Annotated in this window: 8 protein-coding genes; 7 read left to right on the top strand and 1 reads right to left on the bottom strand. The window is 35.7% G+C overall.

Going from position 1 to position 6,387, the window contains the following annotated elements; translation table 11 throughout:
- From H0V01_07810 to H0V01_07795, 4 genes are all read left to right on the top strand, one after another.
- Positions 1-687 (top strand): hypothetical protein (locus tag H0V01_07810; protein ID MBA2583275.1); only part of this gene is annotated, 687 nt, incomplete at its 5' end.
- A 33-nt stretch (positions 688-720) separates the two neighbouring features.
- A complete protein-coding gene (locus H0V01_07805) occupies positions 721-1,212 on the top strand; it encodes a hypothetical protein (GenBank protein ID MBA2583274.1) in 492 nt (163 codons plus the stop codon).
- 17 nt (positions 1,213-1,229) lie between these two features.
- Positions 1,230-1,802: a hypothetical protein gene (locus tag H0V01_07800; protein MBA2583273.1), complete on the top strand. Its 573-nt coding sequence runs from the start codon at positions 1,230-1,232 to the stop codon at positions 1,800-1,802.
- 48 nt (positions 1,803-1,850) lie between these two features.
- Positions 1,851-2,075, top strand: coding sequence for a hypothetical protein (locus H0V01_07795; protein MBA2583272.1), 225 nt, complete (start codon positions 1,851-1,853; stop codon positions 2,073-2,075).
- A 53-nt stretch (positions 2,076-2,128) separates the two neighbouring features.
- On the opposite strand, the gene H0V01_07790 is transcribed toward H0V01_07795, so the two are convergent.
- On the bottom strand, positions 2,129-2,479 hold the full coding sequence (locus tag H0V01_07790) for a helix-turn-helix transcriptional regulator (GenBank protein ID MBA2583271.1): 351 nt from the start codon (positions 2,477-2,479) through the stop codon (positions 2,129-2,131).
- A 144-nt stretch (positions 2,480-2,623) separates the two neighbouring features.
- On the opposite strand from H0V01_07790, the gene H0V01_07785 reads away from it, so the two are divergent.
- The 3 genes from H0V01_07785 to H0V01_07775 all read left to right on the top strand — a co-directional run bounded on the left by H0V01_07785 (position 2,624) and on the right by H0V01_07775 (position 6,212).
- A complete protein-coding gene (locus H0V01_07785) occupies positions 2,624-4,207 on the top strand; it encodes a hypothetical protein (GenBank protein ID MBA2583270.1) in 1,584 nt (527 codons plus the stop codon).
- Positions 4,208-4,378: 171 nt separating this feature from the next.
- On the top strand, positions 4,379-5,362 hold the full coding sequence (locus H0V01_07780; protein ID MBA2583269.1) for a tyrosine-type recombinase/integrase: 984 nt from the start codon (positions 4,379-4,381) through the stop codon (positions 5,360-5,362).
- Positions 5,343-6,212 (top strand): site-specific integrase, encoded by an 870-nt coding sequence (locus tag H0V01_07775; GenBank protein ID MBA2583268.1) that lies wholly within the window; start codon positions 5,343-5,345, stop codon positions 6,210-6,212. Before H0V01_07780 ends, H0V01_07775 begins: the two co-directional genes overlap by 20 nt.
- Positions 6,213-6,387: the final 175 nt, after the last annotated feature.

The following is a 6,387-nucleotide window of genomic DNA, read 5'->3' as shown; positions in this document are numbered from 1 at the left end:
AATGAAGTAAAAGGGATTGGAAATCATTTGAGTTTTGGGGATTATGGATATGACCCAAGGTTGGGAAGAAGATGGAATGTTGACCCTTTGACACACGAAATGGCATCCTGGTCTCCATACTCGTCTTTCTTTAATAATCCTATCAAATTTATTGATGCAGATGGAAGAAAACCGGGCGACCCCCCAACTGGCGGAGATAAGCCTAAAGTTAAAATAGTCCAAAAATCTGAAATTAGTGCTAGTATTGGTCCGCAGGCAGGACTTGGTGGCTCTGCGTTTGGTGTTGATTTAACCATTGTTAATTTTAATATATTTAAAATTACTGTAACTGAGACAATTGATTTAAAAACAGGTGAATCTAATTCGGATTTTAGTTTTAAATTCTTTACAGGGGATGTTGAAACATCTGTTGCAGCAAAAACACCAGTAGGTAGTGTTAAAGTTGCTAATAAGTTTAAAATTGATTCCGATGCAGAATATGTCAAAGGAACACAAAAATATGAGGCTTCATATACATCTCCATCAACATCTGTGCAAGCAGTGCCTGTAAAAGGGTCAGTAACTTATACGAAAAATCCTACTGGAGATACATCGGTAAAGGCTGCAGCAAAAACTTCCGCAAGTTTGAAGTTTATTTTAGGGCTAGATTATTCATCTGAAGCGGGGGCAGAAGCAGTTACGAAATAATATAATTAGCCAATTAAGATGCTGTTTAAAATTTTGAATTTTATAAAAAATTTATTATTCTTAATAATTAGAAATAAAAACTATAAAATGCAAATATGTTTAACTCGAAAAGAAATTTTAGAAGATTTCAAAAAGTTAAAACACAATGGAAAACATCCTTATAATTTAGATTTTATAGAAGTCAGTGATGAACACTTTGTTATTTATCCTTATTTTAATATTGGTTTATTAGATGAGCCAGGAGTAATCAACACAGCTGTATTGAAGGGAAAAATAATTGATAAAAATAATATGGCTAAAATGGATATAGAGGTCAGGCCTAATAATTTATTTTTAGTTTTTAAAATTATATTAGTGTTTTTAATGTTGATTACTTTTATTCCAGGTTTATCTGATGATATATTAATAAAAAAATTATTTGGCTTTTTGTTTTTTGTAGGTATTTATTGGTTTATTGATTTCTATAGCAATGATTGTGCAAAATCTTTAATGGAAAACTTTCAAAAGTTAATAAAAGTTAAGTGAATAAAATGAGATTTAGTATGAAGAAAATTAAACAACAAACAATTAAAATAATTGTAGTAATTTTTTTACTGTCAGTTTATAGTTGTCAAATTGAAAAAGAAAAAGTTATAACATATAATGGAATAACTTTTTCTTTAAATAGCTTTTCCAGTAAAGAAAATGGAATTTATATCGAATATCCTTCATCTTGGGAATTAATAGATGCAAAAGGGGATATGCTTTTTGGTGCTAAGTTAAACAACGATGCCGAAAATATGAATATATCAAACACTATTCATGTTACTAAAATAGCTGAAACTGATCAATCAAAAATAAATTTAACTGAAATAGTTGATGAGAGTTTAATTAATATGGAAGAGTCATTCTTAGAGTTTAATTTGTTAGAAAGAAGCAATCTAATTATAGATGAGTATAAATCTGAAAAATTGAAATGTGTTTTTCTTGTTAATGGAAATTCTGTAATATCAACAATGTATTTTGTAAATTCCCCTAATAAAGTCCATTTAATAGGTTGTACGAGTCTCGCAAATCAATTTGAGTCTCTCGAGAAAGTATATGATTATATAGCTAAATCATTTAGTATCCAATAATTTAGTTGAAACAAGTGCTGATAGTAAAGATGAATCAGGGAATTAATTATGGGGTTTGCAGGAATAGTTTTTGCTTATATTGGAGCTGCAGTTAGATGGTTGTTTAGTAGAAAAAAAAGAAAGATTAGTGAAATTTTCTACGGTACTTCTGACCAAGATATATCTACACATTTTGTAGATTCTGTAACTAATAAAATAATCGGTGCAATTGTATTAATTATATTGATCTTAACAATTGGTTATCTTACCAAAATTGCAAAAGGAACAGTTTAATGCGAAGAAAATAACAAGTTGGTTTTTCTGCTAACTTATTATTTTCTTAAAAATCATTGAGCCATCATAGAAGCCAGGTTATCCTTCATTCTCTTTTTGGCAATGGCAATATCAATCATTTTAAGCAGGCAGTCCCTCTCATCCTTATCCAGGGTATCAATCATCCTTACCTTTTCAAGAATAGACATATTTATTTCATCTTCTTTGCCGGGCTTTTTAAACAGTTCGGCAATATCTACTTCCAGTACTTTGGCAATCTTTTCCAATGTGGGAATAGTGGGAGTGATTTTACCGCTTTCAATCACAGAGTATTGCCCCTGACCAACTTTAATAGCCGCAGCCACTTCTTTCTGGGAAAGGTTTTTAAGCTTTCTTAGTCTTTTTATATTGGCAGGAATATTCATTCTTTGCGTGTTTATTGATACAAATCTAATATAATATCTGTTTAAATAGGATTAATATTTTTAAGGAATAGATTTTGTATTGTATAAAACATATATTTGTATAAAATATAATATAGCATAAAGCATAAATAATATTTTAAAGACATGGCAAACAATATAAACACCCACAACCCCGAACACATAACCTGGAAGTACGAGCAGTTTTTATTCAGCATATTGGGAGGAATAAGATTGGAGGGACTGGACAGGCTAAGAGTGACCATAAAAGTAGAGTTCAAAGGGCAGGCCATCCGGCACAACCTGGACTTGTACAACGATACACAGGTAGAAAAGCTTTTGCGCAAAACGGCAGAGCGCTTGGAGATCGGGACAAGTTACATCAGCAAAGCAATTGCAACATTGATCAACGAGCTGGAAAACTACAGGCTTGAAGAAATCCAGAAACAGGCAGTAAAACAGGAAACAAAAAAAATGCTTACAGAGCAGGAAAAACAGGCAGCCCTGGCATTTTTAAAAGAACCGGATTTGCTTGAGCGTACAAATGAAATGATAGGAAAATCGGGAGTGATCGGAGAAGAGCTCAACAGGCTTTTAATGTACCTGATCTTCACATCCCGCAAAACATACAGGCCCTTGCACATAGTAAGCTTTGGAAGTTCGGGAGTTGGAAAAAGCCATTTGCAGGAAAAAGTGGGGGAGCTCATACCGCAGGAAGATAAAATAGAAATTACCTCATTAACCGGAAACGCCTTTTATTACTTTGACAAAGACGAGCTTGGGCATAAAGTAGTATTGATAGAAGATCTGGACGGAGTGCTTGCAGCCCTTTATCCATTAAGGGAACTGCAAAGCAAGCAGAAGATAAGCAAGACCGTAACCATCAAGGACAAAAAAGGCAATGCCAAAACAATACACCTGGTTGTTTACGGCCCTGTAAGCATTGCAGGATGTACCACTCAGTCACGCATTTATGAAGACAATGCAAACCGTTCTTTTCTTATCTACATAGATGAAAGCGAAGAACAGGACGAAAAAGTAATGCACTTTCAAAGATTATTGAGTGCCGGAAAAATCAACCTGTATGAGCAAAAGCAGACAATAGAATTGTTGCAGAACACGCAAAGGGTATTGCAGCCCGTCAAAGTAATAAACCCCTATGCAGAATTTTTAAAAATACCAAAGGACGTATTTAAGCCAAGAAGGACAAACGCCCATTACATCGCATTTATAGAAGCCATCACTTTTTATAAGCAATACCAGAGAGAGCAGAAAGCGGATGAAGAAACGGGGGAGATTTACATAGAAACAACTTTAGAAGACATTGCAGAGGCCAACACCCTGATGAAGCATATACTGCTTAGGAAATCGGATGAGTTAAGCGGAGCCTGCCGCAGCTATTTTGAATTCATCAAACAATATGTAAGAACAAACAACCTGAAACACTTTAGCAATAAGGAAATACGGGCAGTACTGAAAACAGAGCACAGCAAGCAAAAAAAATACATGGTAGAATTGCAGCAGTACGATTATGTAAGAAAAAAAGAAGGGGACAAAAAGAAAGGCTACGGGTATGAAGTGAGCAGCTTTGAGGAATACGGGCAATTGCAGGAGCGCATCAATACGGTACTGGATGAAATATTGCTGCACTTACAGGAAAAAGAAAAACAGGCAGCAGCAATATTCGCCCTGGCCATAAAAAGGACAAAAAAGAATCAGGGCAAATATTAGAGCAACTAAGAAAGCAAGAAGTTCAGAAGTTACAAGAAGTTCTTTTAAAAAACGAACCACTTAAAAGCCTGTCATCAAAGAGAAAGAGCATAAAAAACAAAGAAGTTCCACAAAAACAAAAAGACACCCCCTAAAGAAAAAACAACAACCCAATTTCTAAAACCCAAAATCATGAAACACCTGCATTTGAAAAGCAGCAACTTTAAATATCTGGAACAGGGCTTTAAGGAATGGCTGGACGTACTTGGTTATGCAGAACGCACGGTAAACGGTTCTCCCTTGCAAATTCGTGAAATACTCCACTTTCTGGAGCAAAAGAACATACAGCATGTTACACAAATAAAAGCAAGGCACATCAGCGATTTTATAAAACACATACAAATCCGAGGAAACCTGAGAAATGGCGGGGCGTTAAGCAGCAGCAGCATTAACAGCTACATGACAAGTATTAACCTTTTTGCCCGCTATGTTAACCAGACAGGCAAACATGTTTTGGACATCATTACAAAGCGAGTAGCAAACCAAGTGGACGAAAGAACCATATTGACACAGGCAGAAATAAAAAAGCTATATGAAAGCACCTATGAGCCGCACCCAACATTCAACAGTGTTGCAATGGGACAAAGGGACAGGGCAATAATAGCCATGTTTTATGGATGCGGCTTAAGAAAAGATGAAGGAAGCAAATTAAACCTCAGTGATATAGACTTACTCAAACGCCTTGTTTTTGTAAGGAAAGGCAAGGGAAACAAACAACGCTATGTGCCCATTGCACTGAAGCATTCAGAAGATATAAGATCCTATATAGAAGAAGGGCGTTACTGGTTTTTACAGGATAACCAAACAGCCTGGCATGTGAAGAAAGGGTTTAAAAAGCAGGATGCAGACGGGGAGGCACTCTTTTTGAATACGGAAGCCAAACGGATGAAAAGCTTTGAAGGAAGGTTTAAGTTCATGAAAGAAAGATCGGGTATAGAAAAACATTTTAGCACTCACAGTTTAAGGCACAGCATTGCCACCCATCTTTTACAAAGCGGAATGCCCATTGAAGAAATAGCCAAGTTTTTAGGGCATGGCTCACTGGAATCAACACAGATTTACACGCATATAGTTAACCAACTTAAAAACGAAGAGCATGAATTTCCAGAGTTTTGAATATTATTTGCAAGACAAAGGGCTTGCCCAGAGAACCATCAGCGAACACCTGAAAGACCTTGTCCGCTTTGAAGCCTGGACAAAAGAAAACGGCATTGAAGAAATAACACATCTTACCTACAATGAACTATTGGGATACGTGCAGAGCATGAAAAGCAAAGCCTTAAGCGTGCAAACTCTGAACATCAGAATAAACAGCATACGAAAATATTTTGAGCACCTGAAAGACGAAGGAGCAATGGAAATTAATCCGGCAAGACGGTTGAGAATCAAAGGAGCAATAAAAAATGTAATAGTAAACCCCTTGAGCCATACAGAACTGGAAAACCTTTACCAGGAATACGCAAAACCAAGAGAGCGTTACAGGGAAGAGAAGCATAAAGCAGTGCACCAAAGAAATGTTGTGATATTGGGATTAATGATAGGGCAAGCAGTGCATAGCGGAGAACTGGATAAGATTGAAATCAATCATGTGAAATTAAACGAAGGAATGATTTACATACCATCAACAAGAAGAAGCAACAGCAGGGAATTAAAATTGGAATCAAGACAAATCATTTTATTGCACAGGTATATTACAGAATCGAAATTCACAAGCGAAAAACTTTTTGAGTGCCACCCTTCCAATACCATGCAATACTTGTCCAATGAATTAAAAGGCATCAATCCAGTAATCAAAAATGCAGGGCACATAAGGGCAAGCGTGATTCTGAACTGGATAAAAATGTACGATAAAAGACAGGTTCAATATATGGCAGGCCACAAATGGATAAGCAGTACAGAACATTATGAAGTACAGGAGCTGACAGGGTTAACGGACTTACTAACAAAACACCATCCCTTTAGTTAAAAAAAATGCAGGCAGTGGCAAAATGCGGCCACATTTTAGTAATTTTGTTTTTGGATACATTTGGATACGTTTTGGATATGTCCATAAAAACACAAAAAAGAATGAAATGCCAAGCATTCCATGTGACTATAAAAAATAAGACAAAACACATGAAACAGAAATTAGAATTTACAGG

This window comes from Bacteroidota bacterium (assembly GCA_013696965.1).
Taxonomy (GTDB): Bacteria; Bacteroidota; Bacteroidia; order JACCXN01; family JACCXN01; genus JACCXN01.
Note: the sequence above shows the minus strand (reverse complement) of the source record. Positions and strands in the feature narration are given on the sequence as shown.

What these genes read in the sequence shown, in the direction of transcription:
- H0V01_07800 (MBA2583273.1), top strand. Translation starts at nt 1,230, where the DNA reads ATGAAGAAAATTAAACAACAAACAATTAAAATAATTGTAGTAATTTTT.
- H0V01_07795 (MBA2583272.1), top strand. Translation starts at nt 1,851, where the DNA reads ATGGGGTTTGCAGGAATAGTTTTTGCTTATATTGGAGCTGCAGTTAGA.
- H0V01_07790 (MBA2583271.1), bottom strand. Translation starts at nt 2,479, where the DNA reads ATGAATATTCCTGCCAATATAAAAAGACTAAGAAAGCTTAAAAACCTT.
- H0V01_07785 (MBA2583270.1), top strand. Translation starts at nt 2,624, where the DNA reads ATGGCAAACAATATAAACACCCACAACCCCGAACACATAACCTGGAAG.
- H0V01_07780 (MBA2583269.1), top strand. Translation starts at nt 4,379, where the DNA reads ATGAAACACCTGCATTTGAAAAGCAGCAACTTTAAATATCTGGAACAG.
- H0V01_07775 (MBA2583268.1), top strand. Translation starts at nt 5,343, where the DNA reads ATGAATTTCCAGAGTTTTGAATATTATTTGCAAGACAAAGGGCTTGCC.